Source organism: Bacteroides sp. 2_2_4 (assembly GCF_000157055.1).
GTDB classification, from domain to species: domain Bacteria; phylum Bacteroidota; class Bacteroidia; order Bacteroidales; family Bacteroidaceae; genus Bacteroides; species Bacteroides ovatus.
Genome location: NZ_EQ973359.1, coordinates 214,123 through 235,714 on the forward strand (window position 1 = coordinate 214,123; position 21,592 = coordinate 235,714).

The following is a 21,592-nucleotide window of genomic DNA, read 5'->3' on the forward strand; positions in this document are numbered from 1 at the left end:
ACCCTTTCAGGGCACTCCGCAAAATTATCATTTAAGTGCATTTTCACAAACGATTTTTGTCAATGTATTCGCCTGCCCTACTTCCTTACCATCTACAAAAATGCGCAATCCTTTTCCGCAATGATAGCGATCACCATTCTTATCCCAAAGAATCGTCAGATTATGACCATGATATAATACATTATCCAGGCAGAACCAATCCCACTTGTCAGCAGGAATTAAGGGGTTCACTTCAATCGTATTATCCAAACGCGGACGAAGCCCGATCAATCCTGTAATTATCAGGTCGTTGAAAGTGGAATGGTTATAATAACGGCTACGTTCCTGATCTCCTTTCAGCCAATAACCGGTCACCTCATCCAAATATTCACCAATATAGGGACGACCACGATGATACTGTGATTCCACATACAATTCCATCTGACGGAAATATACACTGTCAGACAATACAGTCTGCGGATAATTATTCATAAAGTTAGCCATTGCTGTCAATGTCTGTGCGGAAGCAAACGGCCAGATAGCACCGTCCCATTCACATTTGCCTACTCCACGTGTACGGAACTCCGGATGACGACGTTCTGCAGTTGTCAATCCATAAGGAGCAGAGAAGCCTTTTTCATCCATAATTTCTTTCCAGGCAATTTCATACTTTTGGGTGGTATCCGGCAGGTTGAAATACCAAGGAATATATCCGATTGCTTCACGCACATTCGCGGAAGAGTCCGTACGCATCGTCTCAAAAAACTGATGACGTGTATTCCACAATTCATTTTCTACCAGATTTTTCAAAGTATCCGCTCTCATGCCATATTTCATAGCCATCCCCTCATCACCGGAAAGGATTCCCATACATGAAAGTGCTTTGGCATTGCCATACATATAACTATTAATTGTCGGCCGGGCATATTTCTTCTTCCGCCCGCCACTGATTGATTCTTCCATACCATCCTGTACGTCACCCTGCCAATACAATCCGTTCTTCAAACGGTTTGTACGTTCCCAACGCTGATATTCGGTTTCCAGATCTTTCTTCATATCCAGCAGATAGTCCTTATCACCATCTACCATGTAACGAGCCAAAACAGCATCTGCGTTCCATGAGCTGAACTTATCCATTTTCTTCATCGGACCGCCATCATTGCCACGATACCATGTATGAATAATCTGATCCAAATATTTCGGATCACGCAACCAACGGCTTTCATAAATGTGATGTCCAATTGCACAGGCAATCAAATTATATTTATCTGAATAAGAACGCTGAACGAGAAACTCGGTCATGCCATAGCCAACAGGAGTCTCCTTGATATGCTTACGCAATGACCACCAACGATAATAATACATTTCTTCAAAGTTATGTTGCGGACACTCGAACAAAGGAATATTTTCCTCCATCCATTCCGAAGCCTTTGCATTGGGAATTGCCTGAACAATATTTTCGTCTTCCATACCGTTGAAATAGTCTGCATAATGACTGAAGTCAGCATACTTTAAAAAAGACAGAAGACGCATCTTTATCTGCAGAAGATGTTTTCACATTGGCAATGCCATATTCAGCCAATGGATCTTGCGCACCTGCATTCGGCAGATCATAAGTCTGGTCGGCAGGAGTATCTACAGTCGGGAATGTACGAGGTACGCCAGTACGGAATACGATTCGCTCCACAGCAGCCACGGGCGCATAGAACATACGCAGCCCTACTCTCTTGCCATCTACATATACTTGAATATTACGATCAACAGTAGAAAGGACTGCTTCTACATGATAAACCTTTCCTGCTTCATATTTCATCATATTTGCAAACCGGGAGCCGCCTTTCAATCGGAAAATGCCATCATCAGTAAGTTCCATACGAGAACAGGCTATTCCATTCTCATCCAGAAATTCAATCTGGAGTGTGCCTTTATTATTCTGGCCGGCTTTCAAATCAAATGATACTTTCAATTCTTTAGAAGCCGGAATTTTACGTTCCACTTTGGCATAATCAAACGGATCTTTATCCTGCAACTTCAACCATTGATCCTCCAAAGAAACAGGAGCCCAAACCGGAGAATAAATATTCCAGTCAGTCAGTTCCGCAATTGATTTATTTTTAGAGAAATCATCATCCGCATGTGCTGAAGCATTTATTTCCACCGGGACAGGAATACGGGAAATCCACATATCTTCCTTGTTCACACTGTAAGAAACCCACAAATCACCATCGGCAGGTACCCCATTGCCTTCCTGAATACCACGTGGATATTGAGGACCGTATGATTTATAATTTCCTCCATAACGCATGGGAGTGATTTCACCATGCACCAGATTCAATGTTGTATATTCCAATCCATCTTTACTCAAAGATATAGCCAGCGGCCAACGAAATTCCGACGGATTATATACAGTAGCGTATGTACCATCACTTAAACGCTGTCCCCAAATTTTCGCGTTGCTATTAACGAAACCTTTTGCACGAAGCACAGGCTCTGCCCAAGTATGTCCGCCATCCTCACTGATAGAGGTAAGCGCATGTTTCCAAAGACTGGCAATACGTCCATCCGGCAATGTATAACAATTGAATGCTTTGTATCCTTTCTTCAGCGGGAGAATAGGATCTTCACGGTCGGCTTCTTCCACCCACTGCATCATATACAGCGGATTGTCAAGAATTTCCTGGCAAGCCTTCACAAACTCACGATCCTTGCTTTTCTTAAAATACGGATAATCAGTATTCTTTTCATTAAATCCATGATTATAATAAATGAAATAGATCGGTCCGTAAGAACCGTCTTTCTTTATTTCACGAACCACCCGGCCAATACCGTTTCCATCATTGGGATCATCTTTTTTATCCAAAGCAACTCCATAATTTCCCATTGTAATCAGCTTGCCGGATTTAGAAACATAGAATCCGACACGCTGGTGCATAATGGCAATCAGATCTTTGGCCTGCACACCCGGACGAGACTCTTTGGTGTATCCATCGGGAACTTGATAAGGAGGAAACACAATTTCCGGATTTGTCCAGCGATATCCATCCTTCGATGTCATCAGAAAAGTCTGTGAAGGCGGTACGTGTTCGTCAGAAGGATCTGCCAGGTATTGATAGAAAAACTGTCCATTCCAATAAGCCAGCATCGGCTGATGATTATACGTCCATCCATTGCCGTTCGAAGCATCGGGATGTTCACGATTGGCACGTACCAACTGAATGTTATGTACTCCGACTACCGGAGACAGTTGTCCGTCGTGACAAGCAGGGTTCGATAATTCTTTTCCTGTATAATGAATTCTATCTTGTGCAAAGGCTGTAGTAGTCAACCAACCGGCAGCCAGTACAAAAAGAATTTTAGCAGAGTTGTTCATGATTTATTCTGATTTAAAATTGTTTCCGGGTTTATTTCTTTTCTTCCAGCAATGTTTTTACGACTGATTCCGGAGCCGTAAATATGGTTCCATGCTTATGCCCTACAGGGATGCTTACCTCTTCTGTTACATCTGTAAAGTTCCGGAAATCCTTCGTACGCATAGCGCCATATATTTTTTTCTTATATACATCAAAATAGATTAGATAATCGTCTCCCACTTTCTCTACAGACGGTCCTTCTACAAAGGATTCAGTGAAAGGTTGGGATGCGGGCGAATAAGGACCGGTCATAGAATCGGAAAAAGCGATTTTCAGATTACGTTCCGGTCGGGTGTTATCCTTGAGTACCATTACATAGTCATTCTTTGCCCGTTTCACGATAACGGCATCAATGGTACTGAATCCCGGATCATACAAAAGTTTTGCTTTCGAGACGGTTTTAAAATCTTTTGTAGTGATATAGTATAAACGATGATTATTATTCTCTTCTTCTATCCCCTTTTCGAAACGCCCGGGAACACAGGAAGCCCATACGACCATAAACTGATCGTTCTCGTCGTCATAGAAAATTTCCGGAGCCCATACATTAATAGTAGTCGGTTCGTCTGCCATTACAGGAATCATCTGTTGTTCCGACCAATGGATCAGATCTTTGGAATGTGCGTAGCCAAATCCTAAATCACCTTTCCAACTTGTAGTCCAGACCAAATGGTAGGTTCCATCCGGAGTACGTACCATCGAGGGATCCCGCATGAGCTGGTGCTGTCCCAGTTCCGGCTTTAGCCAAACTCCCGGAATACTGTCCCAGTGAATTCCGTCCTCACTATATAAGTATCTCAACCCCTCATCAGCCGGTTCATGAAACGAAGTGAACATGTAGTAGTCTTTGTTCCCCCCACAAGAAGCCAGAAACAGAAGACTTATTGCGGCTAATGTATTTCTTAACTTTTTCATTTCTATATTCTATATTTGTATCTTTTATACAGAGGAGACGATGGAAAGCGCCGTTTGTACTCAAATATACTAGAAGAATCAATAGATTCAAAATTTATATACGATAAAAGGGCGACTCTCCGAGCCACCCTTTCCACCATCAAACAAACTAACCATTTACAATGGGAAAGAATTTCACTTCTTTTTATAGTATCTTATTTTTTAATTATATAGAACCTCCACGGGCTTTTATACGTTTATACCATTCCTCTCGTTCTTTCTTCAGGTCATATCCACGTTTAGCCAGATAGTTGTTGATACGTCCTTTGTATTTTCCGAAAGCAGCATGTTTCTTATTCGAATTTTCTGCATCCAACGCAAATTCACGTGCCTCTATCAACCAAGCATAGATTTGAGCTTTTTCTTCTTCTTTCAAAGTAGGGATCATGTCCAGATGTGAGTCATAAGTCACTTTTACTACTCCATAAGTCATGCCATCCTTAACGGCTTCTATTTGCTTTTCATCAAGAAAGAGGGATAAATTGGCAGGAAAAGCGAAATGTGAACGATATAGCGCCGCATCTTTTTCATTTTCCGCAGCTTTCAAAGCTTCATTTTTAGCCTCACCAGTCAACCCGGATTCTTTTACTTTCTTGACTTTCGCATCCCGTACCTCATAAATATCATTTAATTCGAAGTAACGATTGGCTATGACATTGCGAACATCTTCGGCTGTTTTCGCATCTGTAAGCCCGAGTTTATCAACGATCTTTTGTGATCGGCTGACAATAGACTTTACATATTCAGGATCACGATTCTCTTTATTTAAGTCGACTGCCTGTGCAGACATCCAACCGGAAATAAAAAGCAATGATAGTATCAGTATCTTTTTCATAATTACATTAATTTTCCTTTTTCAGCCAATGTATCGTAGTTGTTCTTCATATCTCTCCAATCTACTTTATGCTTTGTACTAATACCGTTGATATATTTTTCAATATTAGTATATCCGTCACCAGTACAGTCCTTATTGGCATCACTCGGGTCATTCGGATTTAATCCGTTAGCAATTTCCCATTCGTCTGGCATACCATCTTTGTCTGTATCAACATAAGGAGTACCTTTGTATTCAGGATAACCACCCATCTGGCGAACATCAGTAATAATACCCTGCTTATAAGAATCTTTCGGCAAACGACGATACTTGAACTGTCCGTCTTCTCCCATTGACTTAGGAGACAAACCTGTCAAGTCACCATAAGCGTCTTTAGGAAGTTTCTTTTCATAATAAGGAATACCTGTTCTTACTTCTTCAATCACACGTTCGTCAACAATATCACGACAAGGAATATTCGCACCTACATGTTTCAATACATAGTCATAAGCATCTTTAGCTCCCATGATATTGATATACGGCATTTCGAACGGCTGGTAGCTACGCATGTATTCAGTATATCCGTCAGTGTTTGGTTGAGTTTCAATCTGAATACCGCCATTCCAGTTATCTTTAGTTATTTCAGGATAGCCTTCCATTATATTTCCGTCGGCATATACTCGCCCATATTCTTTATGATCCAGCTTACTACGTCCTGCTTCCGGTTTCAAGATACGATGTCCTACATTGGAATCCTTAGGAGTAGCAGGTCCCGGTTTATAGTAGTTGTTAATCATATTGAACATCGCGGTATAATCACCACCATCGGAAGAACGGTGCACCCAATTGAATACTACATTATTAACGAAATTGAATATGCCATTCCAACCGATAGAAGGATTACGTCCGGAGTTACTAGCCCAGAGGTTACGGGCAAATGCACAGTTCTCACCACCTAACGTGCTACCAAACGCATGATTGTATGTATCCAACGCTTTTGCCGAGATAGTATTTTGAATAGTTACGTTTACAGTAGGAAGTTTCAAGTCTTTGCTTTCATATTGTCCTTCACTCGGGTCGTACATGTGGCGATAGAAAGAAATGTTTTCATCCAATCCCCATGTACAGGAGCAGTGGTCGATCATTATATTACCAACAGGGTTACCTCCGAAAGAGTCATCACGATGCCATACTTTCGTTTCTCCACGACGGAAACGCATATGACGTACAACCACATCATGTGTATCTACCCAAAATGATTCTCCAGCAATACAAACACCGTCTCCCGGAGCTGTTTGTCCGGCAATAGTTACGTAAGGAGCACGGACGATAATCGGAGATTCCAGACGGATGATACCAGCAACATTAAAAACGATAATACGTGCACCACCAGTTTCACATGCTTCACGGAAAGAACCCGGTCCACGATCATTCAGATTTGTGACAGTTATCACTTTACCTCCACGACCACCGAAACTGTACATACCACCACCTTCAGCACCTGGGAATGAAGGGATATCAGCCTGTGGCAAATCGTACGGACGACCAGCCCAAGGAATATATGGACGTCCTTCTCTAGCTTCTTTTTGTACTATCGGCAACGCTTTTGCCCATGCTTCATCAGAGCGTTTCCGCTCTTCAGTCATCATTTTTGTATAGTTTTCTTTGGCTTCGCCAGATATTTGTGGGTATTGCGCCCATGCAACGGTCGGAGTCAACATTGTTGCAGCAAAAACTGCTAAAAGTACCTGTTTCTTCTTCATTTTTATTTGGTTTTGTGAAGTTGTTAATTCAAAAATACAATAATAAGACGAAAGAAGAAAAGATTTGTAATCAGTGATGATGATCTTTTATCAAATGCGGGGGAGAGAAACGACTTTCCAGTCTCCAATGGTCCGTGTAGTACTATCGAGAATCACTTTGCTGAAAAGTGTCTTTTTCTGCCGGTCATTTCTCTATCGGAAGAAAAAACGACGAAGGAAGGAATGTGTCACACACGAAATCCGAATAACCGGAATAGCTTGGTGTAAAAGAAAAGAGGGAATCTTAAGATTCCCTCTTTTCACATTTTCTCTTCTATTGACTGCCGTCAGAGAGCCGGATCGGGAGCTTCGCCACTGTCGCTGCCACCGGAAGGAGGAGTTACTCCACCGCCTTCATCAGGAGCGGGAGCTTCACCTTCACCAGGCGTTATCGTTCCGTTGCCTCCGGAAGGCTTTGAGGGAGCCGTAATACCTTTACGACGATTATAAGCAGCTTTTGTTTCGGCTATGACTTGGTTGAGAGCAGTAAGAAACGCTGAAGCTTCCGTTATGGAGGGAGTCAGTATATTGACAGCGGTTATGTGCATCACCAAGTCATCGTAGAGTGAATCAAGCTGCGCACGCACAGTCTTTGAGTCCGCAACCGATTCTGCTGTACGAGTAACGGAACGGGCGTCTGTCAGTGCCGAATAGTTTTTATTGGCGGTTTCGAGTGCCGTTAATATGGCATCCAAATTGAGTGCCGTAACGGCGGTTTTCACGGCTTCCTTGCGGAAATCAAGCAGTAGTCCGCTGATGGCTGCCGTTTCCTCCATATTGCGCATGCGTGCCAGTCCGGTATAAGGGCGCACCGTGATTTCCAAGGTATTATATGCATCTCGTTGCGCTGCCAACGGTGAGTTTTTGGCCGCACGGACAGTAGCCAACAAATAACTGACATACGAATCGCGTTCGGCATCCAGTTTCAGTAAATCCTTTGTTTCGGCGTTGGCCGTGGAACGGTTCACTAGGTCTTCCATTTGTACCAACTTCGGCTTGATGCTGTTCACGATGTTTGTTACTGTCAGTTTGGAAATACTTCCTGCGGTGAGGAGTGTCAGCACACGATTCATGAAATTGGTGTACTCAGTGTTGTTCAGTTGTGACAGTGTGATACCGTCTGCTTTTTGATAACTTCCCATAATTTTTTCTTTCGGGATTCATACTTGTTCTATCTATCTCTGAAAAATTCGAAGTCCGGACAAGCCCGCGAAATGGTTGCTGTAAATTCGTGGACGTTTTGCATACCTGTGAAAGCATTTTTTAAAATTTGCAGGCGTTTTTCAAGCTTGCAAAAGCGATTTAAAAAGTTTTCCGGCATTTTACAAGCTTGGGAAAGCGTTTCTGGAAGTTTGCAGGCATTCAGCAGGCTTGGGGAAGCGTTTTGAGAAGTTTGCGAAGGCAAAGATAACTAAAATCAGCTGATTTAACGAACAAAAATTCACCAATTCCTGCCGTCTTCTCAAAGAAAAGAGGGAGGAACCGGTGAATTTCTATGGTTTTCGATGCCGAAGCATCCTGTGATTCATCTCCGATGTAATTATCCCTGCACCGAAATGCAAGGTTCTTATCGAAGGAAGTTGAGTTTTTTATTCAGCCAGCGGGTCAAAAGTACCGTTTGCGCCACCGTTGTTGTAATCTCCCCAGCCGATGGTTTGCAGCAATGTACTATTATTACCCTGGATACCTTGATGGAAACCAAGGATATAATACCTTGGAAGGAACGCGATATACAATGGAGAATGGCTATCATCATAAGAATCGCCTTTCTTTGTCTTACGGGTCAAATAATTTGAATAAAATTCTTTCAGCCTATCCTGTTCGCTGGCAAGATCCTTTCTCAAATCCATTGCAGCCGGACGGGTAATTCCAGCTTTTACTAACGGATCGTCGTCAACATTTGTTCCACCAATGCCACCGTTTACAGTTGTACGGAATTCAAAATTCTCGCGACGTTGTCCGTTGAGTGGCTTAAAACCAAGATATGTACATGTGTTTCCACCCCAGCCAGTCAGTTTCCAAGTAGCAGGCGCACCTTCAGGAAGTTCTATGCCGCCATCAAACAACATCCAGCGACGCATATCATCGAAACGTTTTCCTTCGTATGCCAATTCAATTTGACGTTCATACATGATAGCTGCCATACATTTAGCTTGGTCACCGTCCAAACCTGCTTCCAATCCATAATTATTTTCAGCTTTATAACCAACACGAGCACGGATTTTTTGTAATTGATCAACGGCAACTCCCATCTCACCCGCATTACATGCTGCTTCTGCATAATTAAGTAATACTTCCGCATATCTAATCTCCATATACGGCGCGGCAGAACGTGTGAATCCCCCGGACTTTTCATCATAGACATAACGGGCAATAGCATTCACATCTCTGTCATCAGAGCGTTTACGTACATAAAAACCTTTTACATCATTAAGGAGACCATCAGCGCCATAGGTCACACTGCTATTGGCTTCAATATCATCTACATAAGCTGCATCCGTATACCAGGTATAGTTCCAAAGTTCATAATCAGGACCATTGTGCGGGTATCGGTTCCCTTGTGTCGTAGGATTACCGACAAACGACCAACGAACTCCCGGGAAAGCGAATGTACGATAGAAGCGCGGATCACGATCGACGAAAGGAAATTCGCGATAATAAGGTATATCTGATTTAGTTAACGTATTGTATGTTTCACAAGTTGCAGGTATCTTGCCGTCAGACATAGGAAACATATCTACCAACATGGCGGAAGGTGTTTTGCCACCTCCTCCTCTAGCATTGTACGGCCGGATGCCATTTTCCCATGTATTATTCTTACGATAATCAGGAACTCCTTCCGTCAGCGTGTTGTGTAGCGTTACAAATACAGCTTCTTGACTCGGCACTTCAGTAAAAAGATTAGCCCAACCGGAAGCGTTCACACCGGGATTACTTTCATTAGCCAAGCCATATCCGGCAGCTGTCAGCACGTCAATAGATCTTTTTATATCATTGTAAGCCTGTGTCCAACGAGACAAATCATTGGAGCGATTAAATAACGGACTGGCATATAGTACACGTACTCGACCCAACAAAGCCACTGCTGTACCGGAAGTAACACGACCGTAATTATCACCAGACATCCATTGTCCGGCTCCCGTAAAAGGTGCTAACAATGTTTCAGCTCTCTCCAAATCGTCACAAATAAATTTGAAACAATCCTTTGCGGAAGAACGGGGAACAACAGAACTTTCAACAGGTTCCTGTACTTCCGTAATGATGGGCACACCACCATACCATTTCACCAAATTATAATAGCACCATGCACGAAAGAAGTAAACCTGCCCTAACAACTCATTCTTTTCTTCCTGCGAAAGCGTGCTTCCTTCAATGCCTGCAATGACATCATTAATATTACGAATACGTCCATAAGCGGAAGTTATAGGATCACCTTTCGTTCCTTCAAAGTAATCAGGTACAGGATTATTTCCGGTTTGATAAGTCAACGGCTTGAGTGGATCGACAAAAGCACTGAATCCACTATATTCTTCAGTCGACTTAGATTGGTCGTCTGCTAAACCGGTACTGTTATACATTGAACTGGGAGTAGCCTTAGGATCTGGCAGACATACTCTATAAACATCTGCTACACGTCCCAGTGCACCACTCCAATAATTATAAGCATCGGCAGTAGTGCTGTCAAAGTTCTGCTTGTCTTGCATGAACTGGTCGCTACAAGAAGTAAACGCAGTCATCGCCCAAAAAGCTACGCTGATACGGAATATATTTTTTCTTTTCATTTTACTGTTCTTTTAGAATGTTAAATTAACACCAATCGTGAATTTACGCAGGGTAGGATAATTCCCATAAGTAGTCATCGGATCAATAAAATTATCCGGATAAGGATTATAGAAACTTAATAGATTCTGTCCTGTAATGTTAAAACGGCAACTTTCGATACCTATCATTTTTGTATATTTTGACGGTATACGGTAAGCTAATGTAACGCGATTCAGTTTGACACGTGTTCCGCTTACTCTCCAGAAAGAAGAAGTTACTGCATTCACGCTGCCCCATCTCAAGTTCGGATATTTTCCATTGCGATTGGCTTTCACCACTACATTACCTGCTGCATCTACTACGTCGTTATACACAAACATATTGTCTGTAGTCCAGAACGAAGGCATATTTGCATATTCCAAATCATTATACTTATTAGCCGATGTTCCTTGGTTTCCTAAAGAAATTGCATCATCAGGCAAGAAACTATAACCACCCCAGCTCGCATTAAACTGAGCTGTCAAAGAAAGCCCCTTCCATTCTGCGTTCAGGTTCATTGTCATGCTGTAAGGATTGCTTCGATTAGATAACCGTACTTGGTCATCTTCAGAGCTAACCACACCATCCGGTCCGGCGTATGTACCATCATCTTGTCTGGCTCCACGCACGTCTTTATAAATCAACATACCCGGTTTTACATCTTCTTTAACGTTACCCATATAGGAAGTAATATTGTACTTGGCAAAATACTCGTCAATATCCTGATAGCTGCGGAACATACCGATACACTGCATACCCCAGATGCCTTGATCCAAACGATCACCCTTCTTATAGCTCTTATAAGTAGGCTTCTGATCCCAGTCTCTTACCAAAATCTCATTATCACTATACCCGGTGTTCAACTGAATTTTATACTTAAAATCCTTACCTATCTTGTCTCTCCATGTAGCAGACAGTTCGACACCATAAGTATTCAATTCTCCATAATTCACTTTCGCAGAATTAGCTCCCACTGTAGATGGAACAGAGGCATTATAACTAAGCAACATCTCACGGTTCCATTCATAGTAAGCGTCAATATTGAATGATAAACGATTATCGAGAACATTGAAATCAAGCCCCAAATTACCTTTATAAGATTTATCCCAATGAGCATCCCGATTGATTGCTGCATTGTTTTTATTCATTGTGAGGTGACTACCGGCATTGGCCTCTGTACTAGTGCCAAATACTGGCCCTTTATCCTTATCTGTTCCGTAAGTCTGCAACCATTGCCATGCTGTTGTATTATCACGACCGGTCAAACCAAAAGATGCACGCAACTTTAAGTAATCAATCCATGTAACGTTCTTAGTAAACCATTCTTCTTGTGAAACCACCCAACCAGCAGATACTGACGGGAAAAATCCCCAATAATTTTCAGGAGCAAACTTGGTGGAAGAATCCGAACGAAGCAGGAACTCCAGTAAATATTTGTTATCATAAGAATAATTCAAACGACCGATATAAGATAAATTACCCGACTCAAAACGAGTGAATTCTGTACTAGGAGTACTATTCCAGTCTACCGAATTAGATTGTCCTGTCGTAAATTCGTATGGGTTAGTAACCATACCGTACAAATATTCTGTTTCTGATTCAGACTTTTCAATGGAGAATAAACCTCCTACAGAATGTAGTCCGAAATCCCTATTATATGCTGCAGTAAAGTTCATCTGATAGTTATCCGAACGAGTCATGGAACGAGACAAATATCCAGTAATATCACTTGTACTGGAGTTAACCACCGGTTTTCCACTATTTGCCAAATAAAAACTAGTATTTTCAAATGCACTGTTATCCGCTCCTTCAATTGGAGTATACAAATGTTCTCCACTACCAGAACGAGTCTCCAAATAATAAAGATTATAAGAAGTACCATAATCATTTGTCTTATTCGTATTGACACTCTTCGAATAAGTAAACTTCAATTTCAGTCCTTTCAACCATTTATTCCATCCGAAATCGTATTCCAACCCGGCATTAATATTCATGTTTGATGTCATGTTTCGTTTATAGTCGCCATTATTCTGAAGTACATTGAAATTGTAATTCTGAATATTACTTACCGATGAATTAGTAGGACCGTAAGCAGCTACCGCATATTCACCCACATATTCGGGAATATAATAAGGATGTGTCAACAGCGTATTGTAATCTTTCTCTGCAGACGAACCTCCGACCTGATTCAGAGGAGTATTTTTCTTTCCATAATCACCGGAGACCTGTACATTCGCTTTTATCCACTTGCTGATTTTCACATCTACACCAGCACGGTAATTCCAACGATTGTAATCCAGCTTACCTAAGTTACCATCCTGATCAAAATAAGAAATTCCGGCAAAATAACTGGCTTTTTCAGTAGCACCGCTCAGGTTTACACTATGCTGCTGCGTCAATGCGGATTCCCAATATTTATCCAGTAAATCATAGTGCAAACTTTTCATGGCATTCAACTCATCCTGCTGAAAAATAGCTCTTAACGGATCAATACTTGTCTCCGTCGGGTCAGCCATACGTACTGCATTCCATAACTTGCCATACTCATACGCATTCAACATCTTAGGACGAGATACTTCATCTGTAATACCAAATGTTCCATTATATGAAATTTTAGGCGCACCTAACTTTCCCTTTTTTGTGGTTACCAGAATAACACCATTTGCTGCACGAGCACCGTAAACTGCTGCAGAAGCATCCTTCAAGATAGAAATACTTTCCACAACTGATGGATCTAAGTTGTTAAACGCTTCCGCACCCAAATTAGTATAAGTACTTCCCACTTTTACTTCCGTAGGATAAATGTAACCATCAATAACATACAATGGCTGCAGGTTGGTACCTCCCATTTCTTCCAACTCACCATTCTGACGAATAGTAATCGTAGCGTTTTGTCCCGGACGAGTATCACCTCCGTTTACAGAGATACCATTTGCCAAACCGCTCAATGTACTGGCCAAACTTCCACTTGAAATATCCTGAATATCATCAACGGGAACAGTGGCGATAGCACCAGTCAAATGCGCTTTCTTCTGCGTACCATAACCCACAACTACAACTTCATCCAATTGCTGCGTATCTTCCTTCAAGATGATCTTTGTCAATTTGAATGGAGCAGAAAAACGTTGTGGTACATATCCTATATAAGAGATTTCCACTTCCTTACCATCAGGAACATTCAATGTGAAATTTCCATCTAAATCCGTTATTGTTCCCACTGTTGTTCCTACAACCTTTATGGCAGCTCCAATAATAGGTTGCTCGGTCTCATCCAGCACAACTCCTTTGAATGTTTTAGTATTCTGTGCTATTGTCGGCAAAGCCATCACAAAAGCTAGAAGCAGGCTGATACTGATTCTATATATATTCTTATGTTTCATCTTTATCGTATTCTAGATTTATTATCTTTTTAATTTAACCAACGCGGGTCGCCACTACCATGAGCAAATACTTCGGGAGCACTCGGAGTAAAATCACCGTTTGCAGCATCAGCGAATCCCGGATCCACGCCATAAGCAGAATTGCTCTTATCACCATCCGCACGATTTGAAGTCTCATCCAGTGGCAATGCGCCATTGTACCAATAACAGTTATTTTCAAAAGTTGCAGCTACCTTTGTACCCTGCATTCTTATACGACGATTGAAATTTCCCGAAAATGAGTCAATAAACAAATTGTTCTTTGAAATTACCTCATTATGTGTCTGTGACCAACCATTGCCATTAAAACTCTGTCCGGAATAGGAGAGATTATAGAATGTATTGCTTATAAATGTCATCGATCCTCTTGACCAACCATCATAACTGGTTGTTTGTCCACCTCCATAACGTAAAAAACGAGAACCGTTTTGGTTATGACTATAAATCGTAGAGTTACTTATTTCGAAGTCTTTCACAATCGAACTGCTAGAGTTAAAGTTTATCAGGTCAGCAGCTTGATAGCAATCTATTACACAATTTCTGATTGCAAAATTTTGAATACCATACTTCTTTCCGTTAATGTGAACTAAGTATTTTCTAACAGCCTTGATATTGCAAGATTGAATAACCATAGGATTAGTTACTTTTCCATGATCGGTTCTCTTTGTATCCAATATCTCTTCCGGAACATCACCAAACTTTAAAAAAGCCCCATCTGTCACTACATCACAATCAAAGTTGATAAACTTCAAGGCTAATCCTCCACCACAAGTAATAATAGAAGCCGGAGCAGTGAATTTCACATTCGCATTCCCGCGTGTTTTATTTCCGCGCAACTGTACATTATTTACGCCAAAGTTCAAATCTCCTGAAATATAATACGTCCCTCCTGCTTCCAGTTCGAAAGCAACTTCTGTATCTTTTCCCGTAGTCACCGGATGTTCAGCAAAATATGTAGTCAAGTCTGTACCATTAGGAACAAGCGTTGCGGCAACAAGTGTAGACCAACTGATTTCAGTGGCGGAAACGGAAGCTGTATTATTCAACTTTTCATTCCCCAATGCTGCAATCTCAACCTTATAGTTCGTATCTTCTACCCAAGGACATACTACAGCCGTCCCGTCTACAATACTGTCCTTCACTACAGCTACAGGATGATCAGGGTCATCTACAATGTACATAGAAAATTTATAACCACCTGCCCCCATAACAACAGACCAAGTAACTTTTACATTATTTTCAGTTGTAGCCAGTTTTTCAAAAGCCACATCCGATGCTTTCGGCGAATCCAATTGCGTATTCGTCACGCCACCGGAGAAGGTTTCTTCATCAAAACCATCTCCAGCACAAGAGCCCATAAATAAAATCATCGATAAACAAGCTATGCTCCCGACAACTTTCATTTTAATCTTCATCTTACTCTTCATAGATTAAATTTTAATTTAAACAAAAATAATATATTATATCTTCAAAATCTAAAAGTTCTTTTAAGGAAAGACGTACAATCAAAAAATATGTAATCACTTAAAAGAATAAAAAAATAGATTTTGCACTTTTTTCTCTCTTAACTATATCATAATATCCTCCTATCTCTGTTGAAACACCTCTTTCAAATACTTAATATTCGTACCATAATTCTTTTTCACGTTCCGCACGTCATTCTTGTCACGCGAACGTTCTACCACCAGCCATCCACTCCATCCCATCTTATCCAGTGTCTTTTTCACCTTATTCATGTCCAATCGTTCATTATAAGGTAAAGTCACTCCATCTGTGTCCGTACAGTGAATCTGGCAAATCCTCTTTTTCCCCAGAATCTTCAACTCCTTGCACAAATCCCTTCCATTCTCCAATGCATTTTGAAATTTAAAATAGATCTTGATTCCGGGAGAATTAATTTCTTTCAGTAGTTTCACATCTCCTTTTGCATCCAGTTGAGTTTCAATACCAATCACCACTCCTTCAGAAGCTGCCATATCTCCTACCTCCTTCAAGCGTTTTACAACTTCTGTCCGTAGTGCCGGAATCTTTTCCCATCCGGCTTTGATTCCTCCCAAAGGAAGAAAGGCTACTTTGGCATTCATCACTTTCATGGCATGAAGGCAATCCTGAACTAAATCTTTATAATTAGCTCGTTCCAGAAAAGACTGTCCATAGAAACCGGACATAGCAATAGAAGAAACTTCTAATTGATATTTTTGAGCAGTTTCACGAAATAATTGCTGGAAATGGGGCTTGCGCAATTTATTATCAAACATTTCCCTCTTGCCAAGGCCACCCATATCCAATTCTACACCGTCACCATTCAATTCATGTACCAATTGGAATGAACCGATTTTCTGACGTTTCAGAATCATCCAGTCACATACGGCTATTTTATAACGTTGTTCCTTTTGCTGCGATCCGGCAATTGCCAATAGAGGAAAACACTCTGCAAGTATCAATATCCAAAGGATATGTTTAAATAAATTTCTTCTCATTTTTTATTTTATTGCATACGATTTACATAGTAGACGTATGGAATAGATTTTTGTAATCACCTATAAAACAGAGAATAACTAAAAATACTACGGAGTATAATTTAATAAAAGTAAGATAGTGACGGTATCCAAGACAAATAGTGACGCTATCTTGGTCCGATACCGTCACTATCCCGGGCATATACCGTCACTATTTTCGAAGAAGTAATAACAGAAGTAAATGTAAAAAAATGGGCTGCCGGACTATTAGAAGTCCGACAGCCCTGTCAACCCAAAAACGATACCTATGAAACACTGTGTGTTATTTCAAATCAAACTTTAAATATTTGCCGTGAACAAGTTCATCATGTGTGATATGATATTTATTGAACTTCTTGCCATTCAATAGTACCTTATTAATATATAAAACTCCTGGTTGAGTACGATTGGTTTCAATCACCAATTCGTTTTCTTTATACCATTTCGGATCTAACCGGATCGTTACCTTATTAAAGACCGGAGTCGTCAATGTATATTCGGGCAGTCCGGGACAATCCGGATAAAAACCGATCATATTGAAAATAGCCCAGGAAGACATCGTTCCCGTATCATCATTTCCTGGAATACCATCAGGTTTTGTTGTAAAGTACTTATCTAATAAACGCTGCGTCTCTTTCTGCGTACGCCATTCTTCACCTTTAAAGTATGAGAATAAATGAGCATAAGCAATATCCGGTTCATTTGCCGGGTCGTAAAGTCCTTCGTCAAAAACCATTTGTAGTTTATCGATAAAAGGTTTCTTTCCCCCCATTAATTTCGCCAAGCCATATACATCATGTGGTACATAGAACGTATAATTCCAGGAACTACCTTCATGGAAACCGGGATTCGGTTCAAAGTTCTCTCCTTGTCTCGGATTAAACGGGCTATAAAACGTTCCATCGGGGAGAATCGGACGGAAAGTACCAAATTCTTTACTATAATAATGTTTGTATCCTAAAGAACGTTTATAGAACATCTCTGCATCTTTCTTTTTACCTAAAGCAGCTGCAAAACGAGACAATGCAAAATCGGCAATATAATATTCCAATGCATGAGAGACGGAATTGTCATACTGTTCACGAAGGGGTACATATCCTTTAGACATATAATCATCATTATCAGGACGCATCAAGTTTTCCGCCCCCGGTAACGTAGCAGATTTGTACATTGCCTCATAAGCCAAATCAACATCAAAGTCACGCAAACCTTTCATCCAGGTATCTACAATTACCGGAATACTCGGATCACCTTCCATTGTCAATGTTTCTCTGCCATATAATTCCCACTTAGGCAACCATCCATGTTCACGATACATATCAAGCATTGTGCGCACCATTTCCATCTGACGTTCCGGATAAACCAAGGTCAGCAATTGATGAACATTGCGGTAGGTATCCCAAAGAGAAAATACGGTATAGCGATCACCTTTGGTTGTCAGGATTTTATCACTTTCCATTGCCGGATATTCTCCGTTTACATCCTGCAAAATATTAGGATGAATCAGCAAATGATAAAGCGCTGTATAAAACACAGTCTTTTGGGCATCTGTACCACCTTCCACTGTTATGCGTGACAAGTCATCATTCCATTTGGAACGTGCTTCCGCATGAATCTTCTCAAAATCCTTTCCAGCCTGTTCACGATCCAGATTCAAACGGGCATTTTCTATGCTTACAAAAGAAACTCCCATTTGTACTTCTACTTGTTCACCTTCTTCTGTATCGAAGGAGAAATAAGTACCAATGTCATCTCCTGCTATTTCTTTTCCGTAGCGAGTATAAAGTTTATACTTTCCCTGATCCTTATCCCATTCAGCCTCAACCCCCATCATCGGACGTTGTTTCTTCCAATACCCTGTTGCAGAAGGATTCTTCTTAACCCGCAATACAAAGTAAATGGGGAATACAGCTTGAGGATTATAACAAAATGTACCAAGTAGTTTGACTCCTTCCACTTCGCTATCGCTTACACGACGAAGCATAGCGCCACTCTCATTCGTTAACCCCTCACCCAGATTCAGCAGGATGTGGCTTTTCCCTTTTGGGAAAGTAAACCGGGCAATACCGCTACGCGGAGTAGCCGAAACTTCTGTTTTTACATTATATTTAGTCAGATAATTAGAATAATAGCCCGGTGAGGCCTGTTCATCCTTATACTTACTACCATATTCTTTATAATCCACATTCAGTTCTCCGGTAGTAGGCATCAATAATAAAGAACCTAATTCCGGACAACCGACTCCACTCAAATTCACATGAGCATATCCGGTAAAGAAACAATTTGTATATTCATAAGGCGTAGACCACCATCGGGCATCTTTATCGTATGTGTTTTCGGAAGATCCCATCACATTGAAAGGAACCACAGACATCATACCATTGGGGCAAATCGCTCCCGGATTGGTCGTTCCGAAATTTGTAGTTCCGATAAAAGGATCCACATAATCTATCAAAAGACTTTTATCCGTATTTTTAAGGGGAGGGCTCCCCCCTTCCCCCGCATAGGCGGAAAGAAGGGAAAAAGCAAGTGTGTAAGTTAATATAATACGTTTCATATCTTTATTAAATGATACTCGTTCGTTTCGTAAAATCAATAATCTCTTTTATATATCCGAAGGCCATACCTACCACAGTATCTGCCGCACCATAATAAACAGCAACACGTTCACCATCTTGCAAAGCAGCACAGGGGAATACGACATTAGGAACGTCACCTTGAAGTTCGTAAGGAGCAGCCGGACCAAGCAGATATTCACGTGTACGGTAAAGAACTTTTTCCGGATGATCTTTATCCAATATGGCAGCTCCCATAGCGTAACGGAAACCATTACAAGTAGTGATTACACCATGATAGAACAGCAACCAGCCTTCATCTGTAAGGAAAGGAACTGAACCTGCACCAATCTTCGTACACTGCCAAGCGCTTTCCGGGAAAGGAGTCACTTTCATTACACAACGGTGTTCACCCCAATATTTCATATCCGGACTATAGCTGATGTATATATCGCCAAACGGAGTATGTCCATTATCACTGGGACGACTCAACATCGCATACTTGCCATCGATCTTCTGCGGGAAAAGTACACCATTACGATTGAAAGGCAAGAAAGCATTTTCGCACTGGAAAAACTCCTTAAAGTCAAAAGTATAGGCAATACCAATCGTAGGGCCATGATAGCCATTACACCAAGTCACCCAATAACGGTCTTCAATCCATGTAACACGAGGGTCGTATTTATATTCCGACTCAATCATTTCCGTGTTACCTGCTTTAAACTGAATAGGTTCATGATTGATATCCCAATGAATTCCGTCCTTACTAAAACCTGCAAAGATATTCATCTGTACAGCTTTGTTATCACAACGGAATACGCCTGCAAAACCATCCTCAAAAGGAACAACAGCACTATTGAAAATACTATTAGATGAAGGAATATGATAACGTCCGATAACTGGATTTTGTGAGTAACGCCACATAACGTCCGTACATCCGACAGGACGATCTTCCCAAGGAATTTGAATTTTATTCATAATCGTTGATTTTATATTATTTATTTTTTGAGTCATCATACGTGAAAGGTATGAAATAAGTAATCAGAAAAGCTGGAATAGTTGCAATTAACACATAGATAAAGAAATTACGATATCCTAATAAGTCACTAAGATAACCACTAACCATTCCCGGAAGCATCACTCCCAGATTCATGATTCCTGAAGCAAATGCGTAATGTGACATTTGATGTTTGCCTGGAGCAATCTGTTGCATCATAAACAACGTCAGTCCGACAAAACCAAAGCCATAACCAAAATATTCCATTGTTATACAAGTTCCGATCAGATATACATTAGTAGGCTGTGCAACTGCCAAAAAAGTATAGGCTACAAACGGAAGATTAAAAATACAGCAGAGAGTAAATAGTGTCTTTTTCAATCCGAACTTAGAAACATAAATACCTGCCAACAATGAGCCTAAAACGAAAGCAGCGGAACCAAAGATACCATTTAGCGTGCCGATCTCTGTTAACGACAGTCCTAAGCCGCCTACATCCCTTGAAGCACGTAAAAACAGCGGAGCTATTTTCATGATAAAGCCTTCTGCCAAACGATATAAAATAATAAAACAGATGTAATAAAGAATATGCTTTTTAGTAAAGAAGTTAGCAATGACTGCTACCAATTCGTGCCCAACCTCCGATGCAGTTTTCTTTGTTGTTGACGGAACCTGTGTAGAAGGTAACATTTTTATATGATAAATACCGATCAGTACCATTATTGCCGCAATTACGCCGAAAATAATCATCCATGCAGATGAATATGCTCCTTTGTTAGCATCTATCGAAGCACCTTCTATTGCTCCGAAGTGCTCTGCCAATGCTCCTGCCATAGCAACTAATCCTCCATTAGCAACCAATTTGGCTACATTATAAAAAGCACCCTGCACTCCGATATATTTTGCCTGATCTTCTTTGTTCAATTCAGCCATATATACACCATCACAAGCAATATCGTGCGTTGCTCCACTAAAAGCAATCACTGCCATCGTAGAGATACTTATGGCGAAAAAGTAATCGAAAAACAAAGAAAAGGCTACTACTCCAAACAATACACCACTCAATAATTCTGTAATCAATACGAAGAATTTTTTCGTCCGATACATTTCAAGAAAAGGGCTCCACAAAAATTTCAGTGTCCAAGGCATCATAATCAGAGAAGTCCAGAATGCAATTTGCGTATCCGAAATTCCAAGATCCTTAAACATGAAAACAGAAACCAGATTAATAGCAATAAAGGGAAGTCCCATTGCAAAATAAGCAGTAGGTACCCAGCAAGCCGGGTTAATAGTTTTTCGTTGAGAAGCAGTTTTATTCTGTTGCATAAATCATAGTATATAGATGAAAAAAAACATTTTTCTG

11 protein-coding genes and 1 pseudogene are annotated in these 21,592 nt (G+C 40.8%); all 12 read right to left on the reverse strand.

Going from position 1 to position 21,592, the window contains the following annotated elements; all coding sequences use genetic code 11:
• Nucleotides 1–27: 27 nt before the first annotated feature.
• The 12 genes and pseudogenes from BSCG_RS16315 to BSCG_RS16260 all read right to left on the reverse strand — a co-directional run bounded on the left by BSCG_RS16315 (nt 28) and on the right by BSCG_RS16260 (nt 21,555).
• Nucleotides 28–3,349, reverse strand: a pseudogene (locus BSCG_RS16315) (MGH1-like glycoside hydrolase domain-containing protein).
• A 31-nt stretch (nt 3,350–3,380) separates the two neighbouring features.
• Nucleotides 3,381–4,304 carry a glycoside hydrolase family 43 protein gene (locus BSCG_RS16310; RefSeq protein WP_004327277.1) on the reverse strand — a complete coding sequence of 308 codons (924 nt, stop codon included), beginning with the start codon at nt 4,302–4,304 and terminating at the stop codon, nt 3,381–3,383.
• Nucleotides 4,305–4,509: 205 nt separating this feature from the next.
• Nucleotides 4,510–5,178 carry a DUF3826 domain-containing protein gene (locus BSCG_RS16305; RefSeq protein ID WP_008775771.1) on the reverse strand — a complete coding sequence of 223 codons (669 nt, stop codon included), beginning with the start codon at nt 5,176–5,178 and terminating at the stop codon, nt 4,510–4,512.
• A gap of 2 nt (nt 5,179–5,180) precedes the next feature.
• Nucleotides 5,181–6,920, reverse strand: coding sequence for a thrombospondin type 3 repeat-containing protein (locus BSCG_RS16300; RefSeq protein WP_008770997.1), 1,740 nt, complete (start codon nt 6,918–6,920; stop codon nt 5,181–5,183).
• Between the two features lie 326 nt (nt 6,921–7,246).
• Nucleotides 7,247–8,101, reverse strand: a complete 855-nt coding sequence (locus tag BSCG_RS16295; protein ID WP_008775772.1) for a DUF6261 family protein — start codon at nt 8,099–8,101, stop codon at nt 7,247–7,249.
• Nucleotides 8,102–8,548: 447 nt separating this feature from the next.
• Entirely contained in the window at nt 8,549–10,741 is a 2,193-nt protein-coding gene (locus BSCG_RS16290; RefSeq protein ID WP_008775774.1) for a RagB/SusD family nutrient uptake outer membrane protein, read from the reverse strand.
• Between the two features lie 12 nt (nt 10,742–10,753).
• Complete coding sequence (locus tag BSCG_RS16285) at nt 10,754–14,140, reverse strand: SusC/RagA family TonB-linked outer membrane protein (protein WP_004311797.1); 3,387 nt, start codon at nt 14,138–14,140, stop codon at nt 10,754–10,756.
• Nucleotides 14,141–14,169: 29 nt separating this feature from the next.
• On the reverse strand, nt 14,170–15,606 hold the full coding sequence (locus tag BSCG_RS16280) for a DUF4992 family lipoprotein (protein ID WP_008640536.1): 1,437 nt from the start codon (nt 15,604–15,606) through the stop codon (nt 14,170–14,172).
• A gap of 159 nt (nt 15,607–15,765) precedes the next feature.
• Nucleotides 15,766–16,659 (reverse strand): sugar phosphate isomerase/epimerase family protein, encoded by an 894-nt coding sequence (locus tag BSCG_RS16275; protein ID WP_008640537.1) that lies wholly within the window; start codon nt 16,657–16,659, stop codon nt 15,766–15,768.
• 301 nt (nt 16,660–16,960) lie between these two features.
• The gene (locus tag BSCG_RS16270; RefSeq protein ID WP_008775775.1) at nt 16,961–19,234 is read right to left on the reverse strand and encodes a GH92 family glycosyl hydrolase; all 2,274 of its coding nucleotides are present in this window, start codon (nt 19,232–19,234) and stop codon (nt 16,961–16,963) included.
• Between the two features lie 7 nt (nt 19,235–19,241).
• A complete protein-coding gene (locus tag BSCG_RS16265) occupies nt 19,242–20,210 on the reverse strand; it encodes a 1,4-beta-mannosyl-N-acetylglucosamine phosphorylase (protein ID WP_004306232.1) in 969 nt (322 codons plus the stop codon).
• A gap of 16 nt (nt 20,211–20,226) precedes the next feature.
• Nucleotides 20,227–21,555, reverse strand: a complete 1,329-nt coding sequence (locus tag BSCG_RS16260) for an MFS transporter (protein ID WP_004306233.1) — start codon at nt 21,553–21,555, stop codon at nt 20,227–20,229.
• Nucleotides 21,556–21,592 lie beyond the last annotated feature (37 nt).

Coding starts and splice junctions, on each gene's coding strand:
- BSCG_RS16305 (WP_008775771.1), bottom strand. CDS start 5,178: ATGAAAAAGATACTGATACTATCATTGCTTTTTATTTCCGGTTGGATG.
- BSCG_RS16300 (WP_008770997.1), bottom strand. CDS start 6,920: ATGAAGAAGAAACAGGTACTTTTAGCAGTTTTTGCTGCAACAATGTTG.
- BSCG_RS16260 (WP_004306233.1), bottom strand. CDS start 21,555: ATGCAACAGAATAAAACTGCTTCTCAACGAAAAACTATTAACCCGGCT.
- BSCG_RS16270 (WP_008775775.1), bottom strand. CDS start 19,234: ATGAAACGTATTATATTAACTTACACACTTGCTTTTTCCCTTCTTTCC.
- BSCG_RS16310 (WP_004327277.1), bottom strand. CDS start 4,304: ATGAAAAAGTTAAGAAATACATTAGCCGCAATAAGTCTTCTGTTTCTG.
- BSCG_RS16265 (WP_004306232.1), bottom strand. CDS start 20,210: ATGAATAAAATTCAAATTCCTTGGGAAGATCGTCCTGTCGGATGTACG.
- BSCG_RS16295 (WP_008775772.1), bottom strand. CDS start 8,101: ATGGGAAGTTATCAAAAAGCAGACGGTATCACACTGTCACAACTGAAC.
- BSCG_RS16285 (WP_004311797.1), bottom strand. CDS start 14,140: ATGAAACATAAGAATATATATAGAATCAGTATCAGCCTGCTTCTAGCT.
- BSCG_RS16290 (WP_008775774.1), bottom strand. CDS start 10,741: ATGAAAAGAAAAAATATATTCCGTATCAGCGTAGCTTTTTGGGCGATG.
- BSCG_RS16275 (WP_008640537.1), bottom strand. CDS start 16,659: ATGAGAAGAAATTTATTTAAACATATCCTTTGGATATTGATACTTGCA.
- BSCG_RS16280 (WP_008640536.1), bottom strand. CDS start 15,606: ATGAAGAGTAAGATGAAGATTAAAATGAAAGTTGTCGGGAGCATAGCT.